The sequence below is a fragment of the Ochrobactrum sp. XJ1 genome (genome assembly GCF_024701725.1).
GTDB classification, from domain to species: domain Bacteria; phylum Pseudomonadota; class Alphaproteobacteria; order Rhizobiales; family Rhizobiaceae; genus Brucella; species Brucella anthropi.
This window is the reverse complement of record NZ_VDGD01000002.1, coordinates 242,538-260,038: the sequence shown is the minus strand read 5'-3', so window position 1 is coordinate 260,038 and position 17,501 is coordinate 242,538. Positions and strand designations below refer to the sequence as shown.

Here is a 17,501-nt window from a genome sequence, read left to right as displayed (position 1 = left end):
AAAGGAACTACAATGCAACAGCGCAAACTCGGCCAGCAATTGAGCGTTTCCGCCCTTGGTTTCGGCTGCATGGGAATGACACACGCCTATGGGGGGCAGGACGAACAGGATGCAATCCGCACGCTGCACCGCGCCGTCGACCTTGGCGTGACATTTTTCGATACCGCGGAGGTCTATGGCCCGTTCGAGAATGAGAAACTCGTCGGCAAGGCGCTCAAGCCATTCCGTGAACGGGTGACGATTGCAACGAAGTTCGGCTTCAAGATCGAAGACGGCCAGATGAAGGGTGTCGATAGCCGCCCTGAACATATTCGCGACGTAGCCGAGGCCTCCCTGAAGCGGCTTGGCATCGATGTGATCGATCTGTTCTACCAGCACCGCGTCGATCCATCCGTGCCGATCGAAGATGTGGTTGGCACTTTGAAGGACCTGATCGATGAGGGAAAGATACGCGCCATCGGTCTTTCGGAAGCAGGTAGCACCACCTTGCGCCGCGCGCATGCGGTCCATCCGATCGCCGCGTTGCAAAGCGAGTATTCGCTATGGGCACGCGATCCGGAAGACAATGTGCTGCCAGTCTGCCGTGAACTTGGTATCGGTTTCGTACCCTATAGCCCGCTTGGGCGCGGTATGCTGACCGGCACATTGCGCTCACAGTCAGACCTTGCCGAAGACGATTTCCGCAAGACGCTGCCACGTTTCCAGCCGGGCAATCTGGAAGCCAACAACCGGCAGGTGGATCGTATCGTCGAGATCGCACAGGAAAAGCAGGTCACGCCCGCGCAATTGGCGCTGGCATGGGTGCTGAGCCGGGGCGATTTCATCGTGCCGATCCCCGGTGTCCGCAAGATCCATCATCTGGAAGACAATGTGAAAGCCGTGGACATCGTGCTGACGGAGCAAGATCTCAAGCGTCTGGATGAGGTATCCGCACCCGCCCTGATCGCAGGCAAGCGTTACAACGAACAGCAGCTTGCTTTGACCGGTCTTTGATAAATGCTCCAAATAAAAGGGGAGCCCGTCGGGCTCCCTTTTTTACATCCTGCGCAGAGCTGGCGGTGCAAGCGTCAGAAGCCCGGCCAGTGTCATGGCAAAGCCGACCCATAGAGGTGCATGCAGGCCATAGCCCGCCTCCATTGCCTGTCCACCAACCCACGGCCCAAGTCCGAGACCGATATTGATGACCGATGCATGCATGGCGTTCACCAGCGCGCCCGGATGCGCGATCCGCATCACCCTCGCGATAAAGGCAGGATTAAGTGCTATGCCTGTCAGACCGATCATCACGATGGCAAGGATCGTAGCCAGTTTCAGCTCGGCGAAAAGCGCGAAAATCAGCATGGCCGACAGCATCAACACAAGACCGATGGCGATAGTCGGGATCGTGTGACGGTCGGCAAAGCGACCGGTGACATAGTTGCCGACGATATTGGCGCCACCATAGACGGCAAGCAGCAGTGGCACCTGCATCGCGGAGAAGCCGGCAAGCTCCACCGTGATCGGCGACAGATAGCTATAGACCGCGAAAGACGAACCGATGACGAGCGCGCTCGTGGCATAGGCGGCCCAGAGTTTCGGCTTGCGCATTTCCTTCAGTTCAGAGCGCAGATCGGCCTGCGGCGTATCGGGCGACGATTCGATCTTGAAGGCGATGACAAGGGCGCAGATCAGGACCAGAACCACAATGGCCCAGAAGCTCGCCCGCCAGCCGAACGCATTGGTGATCGCCGTCGCTATCGGCACGCCGAAGACGGTGCAGAGCATAAGACCGGCAAAGACCAGCGATGAAGCTCGCCCGCGCAGTTCCGGTCCGACGAGCTGTGCCGTGATGGCAAGCATCAGCCCGAAGCTCGTTGCCGCCGCCATACCGGTCAAAACACGGGCGATCAGCAGAATTTGAAAACTGCTTGTGGACGCGGCCACGCTTTGCGCCGCTGCATAAAATACAAGCAGAATCAGAAGTCCCCGCTTGTTCTCGATCTTCAACGCCAGATACAGGATCGTGACCAGCGGTCCGCCGATCATCATGCCAAGCGCATAAAGCGAAATGAGATTGCCGATATCGGCGATGGAACGGTCGAACGCCACCTGAAGTGAAGGCAGCATGCCCGAGATCATGAGTTCGGAAGTCGTGAGCGCGAACACGCCTAAGCTGAGGCAATAGACAACCAGCGGGATCGCTCGCGCCTTTTGCGAAGACGCAGAAACCTCTTCCGCCGCAAGGGCGGATTCGCACGTATCGTTCATGGGACGAATCCTATTTATATAGTGTAGATTACATAATTAATATCGCCTTGCCCGAAAGGGTCAAGAGAATTATATAAGGATGATTACAGAAAGGGAGAAAAATGGTTCCACGCGGACGCCCGCGCAGCTTCGACCGCGATACAGCGCTGGACAAGGTGATGAAGGTTTTCTGGGCCAAAGGCTATGAGTGCGCCCAGATCAACGACTTCACGACCGCCATCGGCATTACGCCGCCAAGCTTCTATGCCGCCTTCGGCAACAAGGAGCAGGCGTTTCGTGAAGCCGTCGACTATTATCGCCGCACCATCGGCGCCGCTCCTTTCGATGTATTGGAAAATGCGACCACCATACAGGATGGCTTACGCCAATGGCTGGAACTGAGCGCAGACAGCGCTTTCGCCTGCCCGGCGGGCGGCTGTATGATCAGTGTCAGCTCAATCCAGTGCAAACCGGAAAATGTGCCTGTGAAGGAGTTTCTCCAGGCTATCCGACACGCAAATCATGAGCGGCTTTCCAAGCGCTTGCAGCAGGCGGTAGGGGCAGGTGATCTACCCTCCAATGCCGATACTGCACAGATGACCGAATTCTATCACATGATCCAGCAGAGCATTTCTTTTGAAGCCCGCGATGGCAATTCGCGCGCCGCGGTACAAAAGATCATCGATATGGCGATGATGGCTCTGCCAGCAAGGACGAGACAGGCCGCTGAATAGCTGCATTAGAGCGTCGATCTGACTGGATCAGATCGACGCTCTAACTTCTTCTATTTCAAGCATAATCTTATCGATCCTCGTTTTACTCCGGTCGGATTATGCTCTAAAAAAGCCCGCCAGATGGCGGGCTTTTCATTTCATGCTTATCCGCGCAGCATGCCGCCGGTCTGCTTGGCCACACTGGCCACTACCTGCTTCGATAGTGCTTCCAGATCTTCATCTGTCAATGTGCGGTCCTGCGGCTGCAGCAGCACTTCAACCGCGATCGACTTCTTGCCTTCACCCAGCGATGCGCCGGTGAAGATATCGAAGACCTGAACGCCAACAATTAGCTTCTTGTCAGCCGACGAAACTGCCTTCACGACATTTCCAGCTTCCACATCTGCATCCACCACAAACGCAAAATCGCGCTTGAGGCTCTGGAACTGCGAGAGGTTCAAAGCCGGCTTGGTGCGCGTGGACTTTGCCTTCGGCTCAGGGACCGCATCAATATAGACTTCAAAGCCGCAAAGCGCGCCCGAAACATCAAGTGCTTCCAGCGTATCCGGATGGAATTCGCCGAAAGTGCCCAAAACCACCTTCGGTCCGAGCTTCAACGTGCCCGAACGACCCGGATGGAACCATTCCGGGCCACCGGCTTCGATCTGAATGCGGTCAACCGGAGCGCCAGCAGCTTCAAGTGCTGCCAATGCATCAGCCTTGGCATCGAAGACGCCGACGGTTGCTGCATTGCCAGACCAGAAACGGCCCGAACCTTCAACGCCAGCGGTGCCGCGACGAATACCGCCAGCCACACGACGCTGCTGCTCAGGCTTGTCGCCTTCATAGATGCCGGAAACCTCGAACAAAGCCGTATCGCCAAAACCACGATCCGCGTTGCGCTGTGCGGCGGCAAGAAGTCCCGGCAAAAGCGACGGACGCATGTCCGACATGTCTGCTGCAATCGGGTTCGCCAGCTTGAGTTCCGGCTTGCCACCGCCAAAAGCTTTGGCTTGCGCGTCGGAAATGAAGGAATAGGTCACGGCTTCCATCATGCCGCGCGAAGCGAGCATGCGGCGGGCATGGCGGGTTCTGATTTGCAAGGTTGTCAGAATACGACCATTGACCGTGCCAAGCCCCGGCAGCGGCTGCGGGTCGATCTGGTTGATGCCATGAATGCGCATGACTTCTTCAACGAGGTCGGCCTTGCCTTCCACGTCGCCACGCCACGTCGGAACGGTGGCCTTTATAACCTTGCCGTCGCCTTCAACGCCGAAGCCAAGTCGCTTCAGAATATCAAGCGAAGCATCATAGGCCACCTCGATGCCCGTCAGGCGCTTAACTTCCGATACCGGGAAATCGATCACGCGCGGCTCAAGCTTGCTATATCCGACCACGTCGAGAACTGTCGGCTGACCGCCGCAAAATTCCAGTACCAGCTTGGTCGCAATTTCCGCACCCGGGATCATCATTTCCGGATCGACGCCGCGCTCAAAGCGATAGCGTGCATCGGTGACGATACCGAGTTCACGGCCCGTGCGTGCAATCATGCGCGGGTCCCAGAGAGCCGATTCGATCAGCACATCGACCGTGTTTTCGTCGCAGCCCGAATGCTCGCCGCCCATGATACCGGCAATCGATTCGGGGCCGTTTTCATCGGCGATCACATACATGCCCGGCTTGAACTTATATTCGCGCTGGTCGAGGCCGAGAATGGTTTCGCCATCCTTTGCCAATCGCACCGTGAGATTACCCTTGACCTTGGCTGCATCGAAGACGTGCAGCGGACGGCCCTGATCAAACGTCACGTAATTGGTGATGTCGACCAGCGTATTGATCGGACGCAGACCAATGGCCTTGAGGCGTTGCTGCATCCATTTCGGGCTTGGACCGTTCTTCACACCCTTGACCAAGCGAAGCGCAAAACCGTTGCAGAACGGGTTTTCGGTATCCTGATCGAGAATGACCTTAACCGGCGTTTCGCCTTCACCCTTCACCGCTTCCGGCAAAGTGTTCTTGAGCGTGCCAAGACCAGCTGCAGCGAGATCGCGTGCGATGCCACGAATACCGGTGCAATCTGCGCGGTTTGGCGTCAGACCGATTTCGATAATCGGATCATCGAGGCCCATATAGGCCGCAAAACTTGTGCCGACCGGAACATCGTCGGGCAGATCAATAATGCCATTATGTTCGTCAGAAAGCTCCAGCTCGCGCTCGGAGCACATCATGCCGAAGCTTTCGACACCGCGAATCTTGCCAACGGAAAGCGTGACATCGAGGCCCGGCACATAATCGCCCGGACGGCCCAGAACACCGACCAGACCAGCGCGGGCGTTCGGTGCGCCGCAAACGACCTGAACCGGTTTGCCATCGCCCGTATCGACGGAAAGCACGCGCAGCTTGTCGGCATCCGGATGTTGAACAGCTGTCAGGACCTTGGCAATCTTGAAGGCTTTGAAAGCAGCGCGGTCGTCGACCGATTCCACTTCCAGACCAATATCGGTCAGCTTCTCGACGATCTGTTCCAGCGTCGCATCGGTTTCAAGGTGATCCTTGAGCCAGGAAAGCGTGAATTTCATTTGTCTTGTCCCTTCCTGTCCTTACGCGCTCAGTCCGCCGAAAAGCGTCGGAATGTCGAGCGGACGGAAACCGTAATGTTCGATCCAGCGCACATCGGCGTCGAAGAAAGCGCGCAGATCAGGCATGCCATATTTCAGCATGGCGATGCGGTCGATGCCCATGCCCCATGCAAAGCCCTGATAGACGTCTGGGTCGTAGCCGGAAGCGCGCAGCACATTCGGATGCACCATGCCGCAGCCCAGAATTTCGAGCCAGTCATTGCCCTCGCCGAACTTCACATGCGGACCGGAACGGTCGCACTGAATATCAACCTCGACCGATGGCTCGGTGAACGGGAAGAAGCTCGGACGCATGCGCATCTTGACCGAAGGAACTTCAAAGAAGGATTTGCAGAACTCTTCCAGCACCCACTTCATATTGGCGACATTGGCCGACTTATCGACAACCAGACCTTCGACCTGATGGAACATCGGCGAATGGGTGGCGTCAGAGTCCATGCGATAGGTCTTGCCCGGAATGACAATGCGGATCGGCTCGTCGCGGCCTTCCTTGTCACGGATGGCCGCGAACTTCTCCATCGTGTGCACCTGCACCGGCGAGGTATGCGTGCGCAGCAACTTGCGCTCGCCCTTCTCGTCTGCATTGAAGAAGAAGGTGTCGTGCATTTCGCGCGCCGGATGGCCTTCAGGAAAGTTCAGAGCCGTGAAATTGTAATAATCGGTTTCGATATCCGGACCTTCGGCAATCGAGAAACCCATATCGGCGAAGATTGCGGTGATCTCATCGATGACCTGTGAAATCGGATGAATGCGGCCGCGCGATGCAGCGCTTTCACGCACCGGCAGCGTCACATCGACCTTTTCGCGCTCAAGGCGAGCGGCAATCGCTTGCTTGCGCAGTTCCGTCTTGCGCTCGGTCAGCGCTTCGGTAACCCGGTTCTTCAAGCCGTTGATCGCCGGTCCCTGCGCCTGGCGCTCTTCCGGCGTCATGCTGCCCAGTGTCTTCAGCTTTTCCGAAACTGAGCCCTTCTTGCCAAGAGCGGCGACACGCACGGCTTCAATGGCAGGCTCGTCAGCCGCCGCCGCGATGTCTTCGAGAATCTGCCGTTCAAGTTGTTCTAGATCACTCATTGTTTAAATCCCTGTCGTGCCTGCGGCACTCCACGCCTCTTGTTTTGAGTTACCTGTTGCGCCTGCAGCGCTCCACATATTTCGCTTTGCAGCCAAAGAAGCGTTGTCGTTACTCTCTTTGGCCTGATTGGTGAGACGCATCAAGATTGGCGTCAAAAAATTCCATCGCCTGCAAAAGCCGTCTTCCATCGCCGCCGAGAAAAATGCGGCGGAACAGCCTCAGCGGCGCGATGGTAAATCGGAAGAAGCCGACAATTTTCTTCAATTCCGGAATCACGTCAGCGGGCGCGACCGCACGATAGGCTGCGAATGTCTGCTGCGGTGTCCCGGCAAGACGCGCCTGCGCCGTGATCTGGAAAAACAGGAGCCACACGTCTCGCGCCTGTGCAGCAGCAAGCGGCATGACCGTTTCCGGTTCCTCCTCGAAATCCAGAAAACCGGCAACGCCGTTTTTCTCGAAGAAATCGCGCGGGTGCGGACGCCCATGGCAGAGCCCGGCAGCATGGGCTTCACCCAACGCGCGGGCGCAATGCACGAGAAGTGCATCATGGCCCTGCGGATCATTGCGACGCAAATGGTCAAGCTGGTCCTGGATAATCGGCGCGACATCGCTCAGAACCATCACCGCCCCTTGGTGGTACACGATCCTGGGAACCTGAAAGCCTGCCTGCAGAAAAGCACTCATCTTGCGCTCTTCGCGGTCGGCCATGTCTGCTTCTCCAACATCCTTCGGGCTGCGCAGGAACGGATAGGGAAGAAGCGGCGAGATGAGGCTGTGCAGACGCTTCGGAAATGGGCGCCTTTCTGCATCGTAGCGCTTGATCCAGACACGATGACCACCGATGACGGCGCTGGAAATGCGCTTGCCCCGGCTCTGGACAAGCAGAACCAGCAGGCTGCGGAGATCATCCGCATCCAGATCCAGTCTCAACTTGCCCGGTTCATCCTTCATGCCCGCTTTGAATCCTTAAAACGAGAAAACCCGCGCCAGCCGAGCCAGCGCGGGTCCCCAAATTATCAATACTGCTTGGGAAAGGCGGCTGGCTTAGCGGACAGCGCCTTCAAAAGCGTTCGGCGTCTCGGTGTTCTTGAGGTACTCGAGAGCCTTCTTTGCCGATGCAACCAGCGCACCGAATGCATCCGGTTCGTGGATTGCGATATCGGACAGAACCTTGCGGTCGATCTCGATGCCAGCCTTGGCAAGACCGTCGATGAAACGGCCATAGGTCAGGCCCTGCTCGCGGACGGCAGCGTTGATGCGCTGGATCCAGAGAGCGCGGAACGAGCGCTTGCGGTTCTTGCGGTCGCGGTAAGCATACTGCTTCGAACGGTCAACTGCAGCCTTGGCGGTGCGGATGGTGTTCTTGCGACGGCCACGGAAACCAGCAGCCTGATCCAGAACCTTCTTGTGCTTTGCGTGGGCGGTAACGCCGCGTTTTACGCGTGCCATGTTATGATCTCCTTCTCAGACTAATCTTAGAGGCCGTTCGGCAGGAACTGCTTCACGATCTTTGCATCGGCATCGGCGAGAACCATGGTGCCGCGTGCATCGCGAATGAACTTGTTCGAACGCTTGATCATGCCATGACGCTTACCAGCAGCTGCGGCCTTGATTTTGCCGGTGCCGGTGATCTTGAACCGCTTCTTGGCGGCCGATTTGGTCTTCATCTTGGGCATTTTGCTACTCCTTCTTTGCGATCCCCCTCGTGCCTCCGGCACTCGACGCCTCTTGCGTGGCGTCCGGTCATGCCTGATGCGGATGGGAACCTAGTTTTACTTCCGGACTGACCAAGCCCGAAAAGCATACGAAACCGCCACGGCATGCCCTGCCGGGCGGTTCGAACGCGGCCTTATAGGCTCAAAGACTGCAAAACGCAATGCCCGAATTGGACTGAATCGCAACCGGAACGTCAATAAAGCCGCAGAAGTACCGGCAGGACGTGAATGTCCTGCAGATATTCCACGAACTCGAAAAACGGATAGGCCACGAAGAACACCAGGCCGTCCTGAAAAGTGCGATAAATCCGGTCAGGCCGGACGATCAGTTCCTTGTCGTCGCGAAACAGCGAAAACTTCGGAAAGAAACGCGGAACGCTCGCACAATAGGCTTCATAAGGCTTGCCGAAATTCTGCTTGAGAAATTTCTCTTCCGTCCGGATGACAACCGAGAAAGCGAGATAGCAAAGCACGCCGAAGGCGATCGCAATGATGATGCTGCCGGTCTGCGCGCCGATACCCATCGCGCCTATGCTGCTGAAGACGTAAAGTGGATTGCGCGTGACCGAATACGGTCCGCTCTGCACGATTTCCGCGCTCTTGCGCCCGCCGATATAGAGCGTACACCACATGCGTCCGATGATGGCCGCGACGATCAGACTGAGACCGAACGCCTCGATATATTCATGAAAATGGCCGGTCGATTGCGAGCTGACAAAAAGCAGCGCCACGACCAGAAGCACCACGACGGCGCCGATCGCAAGACGCCGACGCTGCTGATATTTACCCAATTCGCCCAAAGTCTTCATTGCGATTCCATGATCCAATTTGCCTGGCCAAAAGAAAAGCCGCCCGAAGGCGGCTTTTCCAAGGCATTTCGAAATGCTCAGCGCGGAGCGAGAACCATCATCATCTGACGGCCTTCAAGCTTCGGCTCGGACTCAACCTTGGCGATTTCGACAGTGTCTTCCTTGACGCGCTGCAAAAGCTTCATGCCAAGTTCCTGGTGCGCCATTTCACGTCCACGGAAACGCAAGGTAACCTTGACCTTGTCGCCTTCCTCAAAGAAACGCAGAGCAGCCTTCATCTTCACCTCATAGTCATGGGTGTCGATGTTCGGTCGCATCTTGATTTCCTTGATTTCAACCGTTTTCTGCTTCTTGCGCGCTTCGGCGGCCTTTTTCTGATTCTGATACTTCAGCTTGCCGAGGTCGACGATCTTGCAAACCGGAGGCTCTGCGTTCGGCACGATCTCGACGAGATCGAGACCTGCTTCTTCAGCCATGGCGATAGCTTCCTGAATGGAAACATCACCGTGGTTCTGGCCTTCGGCATCGATAAGCTGAACCCGGGGAACCCGGATATCACGGTTGGAGCGCGGTCCGTCTTTCTGAACCGGCGTCGCTCTGAAGGGTCGGCGAATGGTCGTTATCTCCTGAATTGTTACGTCTCATGCGGTCGGATACTCGCTGCCAGACGGCATATCCCCAATCAAACCGCAGTTGATCGCGGAAATGTCGTCAAGCGGGCGGCGAAGTCAATAGCATCTTTGACAGGAAAAATCACCCCCGCGTGATAAACGTTCTTTTTGTTGTCATTTCGCGGCGGACAAGCGGCATATCGGTCACATTTGCCGTCATTTCAAGGGCCTCGCCCCACATGCGGGTTTTCTCTCTTTTGCGAACATGCAAAAACACTCCCGGAAAATGAGGAGATTTGTCATGAGCGTTGCGGGGCCGGAATTCATCGACGTGGACGGAGCGAAAATCGCCCTGCGTTACAGAGCCGGAAGCAAATCTCCCGGTGTGGTCTGGCTCGGCGGCTATCGGTCCGACATGCTGGGCACCAAGGCGGTCGTCCTCGATGAATGGGCGGCTGAGACGGGGCACAGCGCACTCAGGCTCGATTATTCCGGCCACGGCGAATCCGGCGGCGACTTCAATCAAGGCACCATCTCGCGCTGGCTGAACGAAAGCCTCGCCGTCTGTCGCAAATATGCCAAAGGTCCGCAGATTCTGGTCGGCTCCTCCATGGGTGGCTGGATCGCGCTGCGCATGGCGCAGGAGCTCAAGAAGGAAGGGAACCCGCCTGCCGGGATCGTCCTGATCGCACCTGCTCCGGATTTTACGGCTGTGCTTGTGGAGCCCACACTTTCCGACGCGCAGAAAAACGACCTTCAGGAAAAGGGTTATTTCGAAGAACCTTCCGAATATTCGCCCAATCCTTATGTCTATACCCGTGCGCTGATCGAGGACGGACGGAAGAACCTGGTTCTCAAGGGTATCATCGAGACCGGCTGTCCAGTTCATATCCTGCAAGGCATGCAGGACCCCGATGTTCCCTACAAGCATGCGCTGACGCTGGTGGAACACCTGCCCGTCGATGACGTGACCCTGACACTGGTGCGCGACGGGGATCATCGCCTGTCGCGACCGCAGGATCTCGATCTTCTGATCCGCACCGTATCCGGTCTGGCGGAACGCATCGGCGAAAAATCATAACGGAGCGAAATCATGCGGTTTTCGGTTTTCGCTTCCTCGGCGGTTGCGGCCATTGTCGGTTTCGGCGGCACGCTGGCACTCATCATTGCCGCAGCGCAGGTGCTGGGCGCCACACAGGCCGAAACTGCAAGCTGGGTGACGGCGATTTGCCTTGCGATTGCCGCTTCATCCGCCTGGCTCAGCATTCGCTACAAGATGCCGATCATCGCGGCCTGGTCTACACCGGGGCTGGCGCTGATCGGCGCCAGTGCCGGTTTCACCATGCCGGAAGCGGTTGGCGCATTCATCGTGACGGCGCTCGCACTGGTCGCCACCGGACTGATCCGCCGATTGTCGGTGCTTGTTTCCCGCATTCCAGCCTCCGTCGCATCAGGTATGCTTGCAGGCGTGCTGCTGAGTTTCGTCATTGCCGCCGCCAAAACAGTGCCTGGCGATCCGGTTTTCGTCCTGCCGCTGGTAGCGCTGTTCTTTATTATCCGCCTGTTCAACCCGTCGCTCGCCGTCATTGCCGTTCTGGTGATCGGGATGATCTTCGCGCTCGCCACTGGGCGCTCACCCGCACTGCCCGCGCCTGAAATCTCCACACTCACCCTCATCTGGCCAGAGTTCCACATGGGTGCGATGATCGGCATCGCGATCCCGCTTTATCTGGTGACCATGGCCTCGCAGAACCTGCCGGGTTTCGCCGTGCTGCGTGCTTCAGGCTATGAGCCGCCAACCAGCGCCTGCCTGCGCGTAACCGGCCTGTTTTCACTGCTGACGGCTCCTTTCGGCGCATCGACCACCAATCTGGCGGCGATTTCGGCGGCGCTCTGCACCAATCCCGATGCACATCCCGATCACACCAAACGCTGGCTTACCGGTCCGGTCTATGCAGCAATCTATGTGGTGTTTGCCCTCTTCGGGGCGTCATTGGTCGCGATCTTTGCCGTATTGCCGGTAACGCTCATCGCCCTTGTTGCCGGGCTTGCCCTGACAGGCCCGTTCATCAACGCCATGTCATTGGCGCTGAAGGATGAACATGAGCGTCTTGCGGCGACCATAACCTTTGCCGTGACGGCCTCCGGCATGGCATTTTTCGGCGTCGGCTCTGCCTTCTGGGCACTGATCGCCGGGCTTGCCGTCACTTTTCTCGAACATTTTCGCAAAAAAATTTCGAATTAATCACATTGGTTAGCAGAAGCGTGGCCTGAATCCGCAAGTTGCATTCTTGAAAAGCCGCAATCTTTTCACCACGTCGAAGTCAAGCCGCCAGAACAAAATGCCCGCACAGGGCGGGCTGGCAGGCCTTGGTTTTGCGCATGTTGCCGGACGATGTCGAACGGTTGAATGGCATGCGCTTTTCGACGGAGCAGACCATGACCAATACTGCATTGATCCGCCCGGCATGGACGCCAGCCACGATTGCGCTGATGGTGCTCGGCTTTATCCTGTTCTGGCCGCTTGGCCTTGCCATGCTGGCCTATATCCTCTGGGGCGACCGCCTCGAAGGATTCAAGCGCGGCGTGAACGAGAAGACCGATTCCATGTTCGGATCGTTTCGCAACTGCCGCAAGGGCGAAAGCTTCAACTTCGGTAGCACCACCGGCAACGAGGCTTTTGACGACTGGCGCCGCGCCGAGCTGGAACGACTGGCCGAAGAACGCCGCAAGCTTGAAGAAGCACGCGCCGAATTCGAGGCCTATGCTGCAGAACTTCGCCGCGCTCGCGACAAGGAAGAATTCGACCGCTTCATGGCTGAACGCCGTGCGGCCTCGAAGAAGACGCCTGCCCCGCGCGCGAAAGGCGGCAAGGACGACATCACCGATCTTTGATAAGGTATAACACCCTGAAATCTCTCGAAACGGCGCGGTTTGGCTGCGCCGTTTCGGTCAAAACAGCAATTTTTTCTGGCTTTTTAAGCGAATCGCTTATTCTTAAGCGATGGGCTTATCCTTTCTTCGGCAAATCAGCGGTAAAGGGGCATCCGCTGGAACGACAACCGTTCGCAGCGAACGTATCCATGCGGTCGCCGGACGCGAACTTCCTTTACGTGTTTTCGAGAATCCGCGTGCCAAACGACTGACCCTGCGTATCGAAGCAGGCGGCAGGGGACTGCGCATTACGGTTCCGCCCGGCCTTCCCGAGCGCGAGGTGCTGAGCTTCCTCAACCGCCATGAAGGCTGGATCGAAAGCCGCATTGCAAAACTACCCGACCAGCCAGGCGTGCGCGCCGGTATCAAAATCCCCTTGCGTGGCGTGCCACACAAGATCGTGCATCAGCCCGGGCGCGGCACCACACAGCTTCTCGAAGGCAATATTCTGCTCGTCCATGGCGACCCGGCACATCTGCCACGCCGCGTTGCCGATCACATCAAGCGCGAAGTGAAGCGCGAGATCGAGGCGCTTGTCGTCCGTCACACCGCAGCTGTCGGCCGCAAGGCCAAGGCAGTGCGTTTCAAGGATACGAAGAGCCGCTGGGGGTCGTGTACCTCGGACGGCATCCTTTCTTTCTCCTGGCGCATCGGCATGGCCCCTGCCCCGGTGATCAATTATCTCGTTGCCCATGAGGTGGCCCATCTCATCGAGATGAACCATGGGCCGAAATTCTGGAAACTCTGCCATGAGCTTTGCCCCGATACGGAGCGCTGCAAGGCTTGGCTGAAGCGCAATGGCAGCGCATTACAGGCTATCGACTTCACATGACCGCATCCATACTGACCGCCGCCAAGGTGCTGTGGGATTATCACTGCATCTATGATCCGCTGGAAACTGCCGATGTCATTATCGGGCTTGGCAGCTACGATCCACGCGTTGCCGAGAGAGCAGCCGATCTGTTTCTGGCCGGCATGGCAACGTGGCTGGTGTTCACCGGCAAAAGCGGTCACTGGACGGACAAGCTCTACAAGGCAAGTGAAGCAGAAGCTTTTGCTGAAATCGCAATCAGGCGCGGCGTGCCCGAAGAAGCGATCACCATCGAACCCAATGCCACCAATATCGGCGAAAATATAAGGTTCAGTCGCGAACGGCTTGCACCCGGTGCAATCAGCACCATCCTTGTGACCAAGCCGCAGACCCAGCGCCGCGTTCTGGCGACCGTGGCCCGGCAATGGCCGGAAGCACGCGCAAGCATCACCGCGCCGCTCGTATCCTTCGAGGACCAGCCAACGGCAGATCATCCGGTCGAAATGCTTATCAGCGAGATGACCGGCGATCTTCAACGCATTCTGGAATATCCCGCCAGGGGCTATCAGATCGCGCAGGCTGTTCCCCTTGAGGTCATGGAGGCGTATGATTTTCTGATCGCACAGGGTTTTGACGGCCATCCGGTCTCCGAATAGGTCGACAATGGACGGAATAACTTGAGTAGACCCCGGATTTATGCGACGGAAAACCATGGTTCTCGATATCAAGATATGCGGGCTTAAAACCCCCGATGCTGTTGCCGCCGCTCTCGACGGCGGTGCGACGCATATCGGTTTCATCTTCTTTCCAAAAAGCCCGCGCCATATAACCCCGCAGGCAGCGGCAGGCCTGCGCGATGCGGTCAAGGAACGTGCGCTTGTCGTTGCCGTTACAGTCGATGCGGACGATGAAACGCTGGATGATATCGTGAAAACCGTGAAGCCAGATATTCTGCAGCTTCACGGCCATGAGACGCCGGAACGCGTGGCCTTCATCAAGGCGCGTTATGGCCTGCCGGTCATGAAGGCTTTTTCGGTGCGCGAAGCCAGCGATCTTACCGCGATTGCAGCCTATAAAGGCATAGCCGACCGTTTCCTGTTCGATGCCAAACCGCCAAGGGGCTCTGAGCTGCCAGGCGGCAATGGCGTGTCATTCGACTGGGAACTTCTGGCGGCGCTTGACGCGGATATCGATTACATGCTTTCCGGTGGATTGAATGCGGACAATATCGCCGAGGCGCTGCACAAGACCCAGGCGCCGGGCATCGATATATCGTCCGGCGTCGAGCGCGCGCCTGGCCAAAAGGATGTGCGTCTCATCGAGAATTTTTTCCGGGCTGTCGCCGATGCGCGCCGTTGCCCTGTAGACAGCCTGAACTGACGGAGCGGAAGCGTTGAACAAGCCGGTTGCACCCAATTCCTATAAGACAGGCCCCGATGAAGAGGGCATGTTCGGTATTTTCGGCGGACGCTTCGTCGCCGAAACGCTGATGCCGCTGATCCTTGAATTGCAGGAAGCCTATGAAACGGCGAAGAACGACCCTGAGTTCAAGGCGGAGCTGAACGCGCTTTCCACCTATTATGCAGGTCGTCCTTCCAAGCTCTATTATGCCGAAGGCCTGACCAAGCATTTGGGCGGCGCGAAAATCTACTTCAAGCGCGAAGACCTCAATCACACCGGCAGTCACAAGATCAACAATTGCCTCGGCCAGATTCTGCTTGCCAAGCGCATGGGCAAGACCCGTATCATCGCTGAGACCGGCGCCGGACAGCATGGCGTCGCTTCGGCCACCGTTGCCGCGCGTTTCGGCCTGCCCTGCGTGGTCTATATGGGCGCAACCGACGTCGAACGTCAGAAGCCGAATGTGTTCCGCATGAAGCTGCTTGGTGCCGAAGTGATCCCGGTTTCTGCAGGCAACGGCACGCTCAAGGATGCGATGAACGAAGCCCTGCGTGACTGGGTGACGAATGTCGAAGACACCTATTACCTGATCGGCACTGCTGCCGGTCCGCATCCCTATCCGGAACTGGTGCGCGACTTCCAGTCGGTGATTGGCAACGAAGCGCGCCAGCAGATTCTGGAGCAGGAAGGGCGCCTGCCGGATGTGATCGTGGCAGCGGTCGGCGGCGGTTCCAATGCCATCGGTCTGTTCCATCCGTTCCTTGACGACGCCTCGGTGAAGATCGTCGGTGTCGAAGCGGGCGGACGCGGTCTCGACGGTGAAGAACATTGCGCTTCGATGAGCGCAGGTCGTCCCGGCGTTCTGCATGGCAACCGCACCTATCTCCTCCAGAACGATGACGGTCAGATTCTCGAAGGTCATTCCGTTTCTGCCGGTCTCGACTATCCGGGCGTCGGTCCTGAACATTCATGGCTGAAAGACAGCGGGCGCGTCGATTATGTGCCGATCCTCGATGATGAGGCGCTGGATGCTTTTCAGCTTTGCACCCGCACCGAAGGCATCATCCCTGCCCTCGAATCCGCCCATGCCATCGCGCAGGCCGTGAAAATGGCACCGACCATGGGCAAGGATCAGGTCATGATCGTCAATCTGTCCGGTCGTGGCGACAAGGATGTCCACACGGTCGGCAAGCTTCTCGGCATGGACATCTGACATGGGTAATGACGTCGCCGAAATCTCCGCCTACAAGCCGCGTGCCGCATGGTTCGACGGCCTGACGACGTGCGGTCCGGCGACGATCAAGCTCAACATCATCGAAGCCGATCCGGCCAATCCTGTCGCGGAGGCTGCTGTCGGCCTCGCCCGCAGACAGATCGAAACTGCCGCTGAAAAGCTCACCGCATTGCCGCATCTGGGCGTCGGTTTCGCCGTTCTTCATCAGGGCGAGGAGGGCCTCTGGCTGCTGCTGCACTGGTGGCTGGAGGGCGGCATCGCTACGGAAATCCTCTGGCAGTCGGAACTCGGCGACGAGGTGGACTTCATGCCCGCACAGCCGCTGCTGATGGCCTGCGTGTGGGAACTCGGAATTATAGACTTTGAACGGCGTGCATGGATGGAAACGGCAATGGCGGGCAAGCCCGTTGCCGACTATCTGGCACGCACTTTGCCACGGGGCACGGTATGACTACTCGCATCGACACCAAATTCGCTGAACTGAAGGCCGAGAGCCGTCCGGCGCTCGTTACCTATTTCATGGGTGGCGATCCCGATCTGGAAACCTCGCTCAAGGTGATGAAGGCCTTGCCAAAGGCCGGTGCCGACGTGATCGAACTCGGTATGCCCTTCTCCGATCCGATGGCAGACGGACCCGCCATTCAGGCCGCTGGTCTGCGCGCCCTCAACGCCGGTCAGACGCTTGCCAAGACGTTGCACATGGCAGCAGAATTCCGCAAGGAAGACAACACGACCCCGATCGTCATGATGGGCTATTACAACCCGATCTATATTTACGGCGTGGAACGCTTTCTGGCCGATGCCAAGGCTTCCGGCGTGGACGGGCTGATCATCGTCGATCTTCCCTCCGAAATGGATGCCGAACTCTGCATTCCGGCCATGAAGGCGGGTATCAATTTTATCCGCCTCACCACGCCGACCACGGACGACAAGCGCTTGCCGAAGGTGCTGCATAATTCATCGGGCTTCGTCTATTACGTCTCGATGAACGGCATCACCGGTTCGGCCATTGCCGATACGGCAAAGGTCGGTGAAGCTGTGCGTCACATCAAGAAGAGCACCGATCTGCCGATCTGTGTCGGTTTCGGCGTCAAGACGCCGGAGCAGGCAGCAGCCATCGCCACCCATGCCGATGGCGTCGTCGTCGGCACGGCGATTGTCAACGCGATTGCCGGTGAACTGGACGAAAACGGCAAGGCGAAGGGCGATCCTGTCGCCGCTGCAACCAGACTTGTCCACGCCCTTGCGGAGAGTGTGCGTGCCACACGCCTTGAAGCCGCCCAATAAATCGTCCATTTAGTGCACATCTTAAAAGTGCTAAGCGGCTGAAGCTCTT

The 17,501-nt window shown here is 57.6% G+C and carries 19 protein-coding genes; 11 read left to right on the top strand and 8 right to left on the bottom strand.

The window, feature by feature from the left end; translation table 11 throughout:
* Nucleotides 1–12 precede the first annotated feature (12 nt).
* The gene (locus FG152_RS04060; RefSeq protein WP_043062756.1) at nt 13–993 is read left to right on the top strand and encodes an aldo/keto reductase; all 981 of its coding nucleotides are present in this window, start codon (nt 13–15) and stop codon (nt 991–993) included.
* 42 nt (nt 994–1,035) lie between these two features.
* Here FG152_RS04060 and FG152_RS04055 read toward each other — a convergent pair whose 3' ends face one another.
* Nucleotides 1,036–2,247 (bottom strand): MFS transporter, encoded by a 1,212-nt coding sequence (locus FG152_RS04055; protein WP_498985321.1) that lies wholly within the window; start codon nt 2,245–2,247, stop codon nt 1,036–1,038.
* Nucleotides 2,248–2,348: 101 nt separating this feature from the next.
* Between FG152_RS04055 and FG152_RS04050 the strand changes: the two genes are divergently transcribed.
* Nucleotides 2,349–2,960, top strand: a complete 612-nt coding sequence (locus FG152_RS04050) for a TetR/AcrR family transcriptional regulator (protein ID WP_029926259.1) — start codon at nt 2,349–2,351, stop codon at nt 2,958–2,960.
* 143 nt (nt 2,961–3,103) lie between these two features.
* Here FG152_RS04050 and pheT read toward each other — a convergent pair whose 3' ends face one another.
* The 7 genes from pheT to infC form a co-directional block, all read right to left on the bottom strand.
* Nucleotides 3,104–5,518, bottom strand: a complete 2,415-nt coding sequence (gene pheT, locus FG152_RS04045) for a phenylalanine--tRNA ligase subunit beta (RefSeq protein WP_498985320.1) — start codon at nt 5,516–5,518, stop codon at nt 3,104–3,106.
* Between the two features lie 21 nt (nt 5,519–5,539).
* Nucleotides 5,540–6,649 (bottom strand): phenylalanine--tRNA ligase subunit alpha, encoded by a 1,110-nt coding sequence (gene pheS, locus FG152_RS04040; protein ID WP_010657703.1) that lies wholly within the window; start codon nt 6,647–6,649, stop codon nt 5,540–5,542.
* 109 nt (nt 6,650–6,758) lie between these two features.
* Nucleotides 6,759–7,601, bottom strand: coding sequence for a BUD32 family EKC/KEOPS complex subunit (locus tag FG152_RS04035; protein ID WP_010657702.1), 843 nt, complete (start codon nt 7,599–7,601; stop codon nt 6,759–6,761).
* A 93-nt stretch (nt 7,602–7,694) separates the two neighbouring features.
* Nucleotides 7,695–8,099: a 50S ribosomal protein L20 gene (rplT, locus tag FG152_RS04030; protein ID WP_006468099.1), complete on the bottom strand. Its 405-nt coding sequence runs from the start codon at nt 8,097–8,099 to the stop codon at nt 7,695–7,697.
* A 26-nt stretch (nt 8,100–8,125) separates the two neighbouring features.
* Nucleotides 8,126–8,326 (bottom strand): 50S ribosomal protein L35, encoded by a 201-nt coding sequence (rpmI, locus tag FG152_RS04025; protein WP_006473268.1) that lies wholly within the window; start codon nt 8,324–8,326, stop codon nt 8,126–8,128.
* A 233-nt stretch (nt 8,327–8,559) separates the two neighbouring features.
* Entirely contained in the window at nt 8,560–9,174 is a 615-nt protein-coding gene (locus FG152_RS04020; protein ID WP_010657701.1) for a methyltransferase family protein, read from the bottom strand.
* Nucleotides 9,175–9,251: 77 nt separating this feature from the next.
* Nucleotides 9,252–9,788: a translation initiation factor IF-3 gene (gene infC / locus FG152_RS04015; RefSeq protein WP_012091035.1), complete on the bottom strand. Its 537-nt coding sequence runs from the start codon at nt 9,786–9,788 to the stop codon at nt 9,252–9,254.
* A 298-nt stretch (nt 9,789–10,086) separates the two neighbouring features.
* Between infC and FG152_RS04010 the strand changes: the two genes are divergently transcribed.
* The 9 genes from FG152_RS04010 to trpA all read left to right on the top strand — a co-directional run bounded on the left by FG152_RS04010 (nt 10,087) and on the right by trpA (nt 17,452).
* Nucleotides 10,087–10,866: an alpha/beta hydrolase gene (locus tag FG152_RS04010; RefSeq protein WP_029926264.1), complete on the top strand. Its 780-nt coding sequence runs from the start codon at nt 10,087–10,089 to the stop codon at nt 10,864–10,866.
* Between the two features lie 12 nt (nt 10,867–10,878).
* Nucleotides 10,879–12,030, top strand: coding sequence for a benzoate/H(+) symporter BenE family transporter (locus tag FG152_RS04005; RefSeq protein ID WP_010657697.1), 1,152 nt, complete (start codon nt 10,879–10,881; stop codon nt 12,028–12,030).
* 194 nt (nt 12,031–12,224) lie between these two features.
* Nucleotides 12,225–12,680, top strand: a complete 456-nt coding sequence (locus FG152_RS04000; RefSeq protein WP_010657696.1) for a DUF2852 domain-containing protein — start codon at nt 12,225–12,227, stop codon at nt 12,678–12,680.
* Between the two features lie 109 nt (nt 12,681–12,789).
* Nucleotides 12,790–13,551 carry a M48 family metallopeptidase gene (locus FG152_RS03995; protein WP_010657695.1) on the top strand — a complete coding sequence of 254 codons (762 nt, stop codon included), beginning with the start codon at nt 12,790–12,792 and terminating at the stop codon, nt 13,549–13,551.
* Nucleotides 13,548–14,186: a YdcF family protein gene (locus FG152_RS03990; protein ID WP_029926266.1), complete on the top strand. Its 639-nt coding sequence runs from the start codon at nt 13,548–13,550 to the stop codon at nt 14,184–14,186. Before FG152_RS03995 ends, FG152_RS03990 begins: the two co-directional genes overlap by 4 nt.
* Before the next feature lie 55 nt (nt 14,187–14,241).
* Nucleotides 14,242–14,910 (top strand): phosphoribosylanthranilate isomerase, encoded by a 669-nt coding sequence (locus tag FG152_RS03985; RefSeq protein ID WP_029926268.1) that lies wholly within the window; start codon nt 14,242–14,244, stop codon nt 14,908–14,910.
* Nucleotides 14,911–14,923: 13 nt separating this feature from the next.
* Nucleotides 14,924–16,144 carry a tryptophan synthase subunit beta gene (gene trpB, locus FG152_RS03980; protein ID WP_010657692.1) on the top strand — a complete coding sequence of 407 codons (1,221 nt, stop codon included), beginning with the start codon at nt 14,924–14,926 and terminating at the stop codon, nt 16,142–16,144.
* A gap of 1 nt (nt 16,145) precedes the next feature.
* Complete coding sequence (locus tag FG152_RS03975) at nt 16,146–16,616, top strand: hypothetical protein (RefSeq protein ID WP_010657691.1); 471 nt, start codon at nt 16,146–16,148, stop codon at nt 16,614–16,616.
* A complete protein-coding gene (trpA, locus tag FG152_RS03970; protein ID WP_043062757.1) occupies nt 16,613–17,452 on the top strand; it encodes a tryptophan synthase subunit alpha in 840 nt (279 codons plus the stop codon). The genes FG152_RS03975 and trpA overlap by 4 nt, the downstream gene beginning before the upstream one ends.
* Nucleotides 17,453–17,501 lie beyond the last annotated feature (49 nt).